Origin of the sequence: Streptomyces swartbergensis (assembly GCF_002148965.1) — a bacterium.
GTDB lineage: Bacteria > Actinomycetota > Actinomycetes > Streptomycetales > Streptomycetaceae > Streptomyces > Streptomyces swartbergensis.
The window spans coordinates 1-1,030 of sequence record NZ_NGFN01000743.1 but is presented as its reverse complement, the minus strand read 5'-3'; the positions used below and the strand labels follow the sequence as shown (position 1 = coordinate 1,030).

Annotated in this window: 1 protein-coding gene; it reads right to left on the bottom strand. The window is 67.1% G+C overall.

The annotated features are described in order from the left end of the window. The coding region (locus tag CA983_RS44045) for a hypothetical protein (RefSeq protein ID WP_086606147.1) at nt 1–810 on the bottom strand (810 nt) is incomplete at its 3' end. Nucleotides 811–1,030 lie beyond the last annotated feature (220 nt).

The window sequence follows — 1,030 nt, the reverse complement described above, 5'->3', positions numbered from 1 at the left end:
GTAGTAGCCCACAGACGGAGTGAGCTGGGTGAACCGCTGGTACTGGTGGAAGTCCACGCCCAGCACCATCAGACGCATGCCCTCTTGCAGGGCTCGGGTGACGTCGCGGGTCTGCGTGTACTCCTGGGCGAGCCCTTCCGCGCCGCGTGCGGGCACACCGCGGCGCGACGCGTGGTCCGGCTGGCGCAGGATCGCCCGGACCTGATCAGTGCGTAGACCGTGGCGGTGCAGCCGCTCGCCGAAGCTGTAGACCGACGTCCGTCCCCGCGCGTCTTCGCCGTGGATCTGCGCGTCCATGAGGTCCTCGAACGCGACCGCCAGCGTGCCCATGGCCTCCAGGCGGCTGCCCTGCGAGTCGAGCTGAGCGGCCGTCTTCAGGTGCGCGCGGGTCTGGTCGTGCTGGACGACCTCGGCGAGGTCGATGTCGTCGAAGGCGAGACCGAACACGCGGGGCGTGTTCTCTTCGAAGAAGTGGGCGGTGTCGGCTTTCGCGTCCGTGATGGCCACCGGGCCGGGGAAGCCTGCCGTGTGCTTGAACCCGTTGCGTAGATCGTTCAGGCGCTTGATCCCGTACTGCCCCTGGAGTTCGACACCATCGGCGAAGTTGCTCGGGTGCAGTCCCTCGAAGAACCGTTTGATGAACGGGTCCCGGTCCTTCACGACGGCGCCCAGGTGTTCGGCGGTGACGATGAGGAACATTTCCACGGCGTCGTGGAAGGTCAGCACCGAGGTGAAGGAGAGCGGCTCGGGCAGGAGCGACTGCTCGATGCCCTGGCGGTGCAGCAGCCTGATGAAGGCCAGGTTCTTCATGTTCTGAGGCGAGATCGGCTTGCTGATGACGGCGCTCCTTGGTGTGCGAGGACGGCGTCCCAGTGGTGATTCTGGCCCTCGTGCCCGCTTCCGCGCCTCTGGTTTCAGGCTGCTTAGTGTGGGGCCGTGACGACACCCGCCGACGACGCGACCGAACCCGTGCCTGTGCCGGTCCGGGTTGTGCTGCCCGCCGATCCTCTGCTCGGCACCGAGCAGCAGG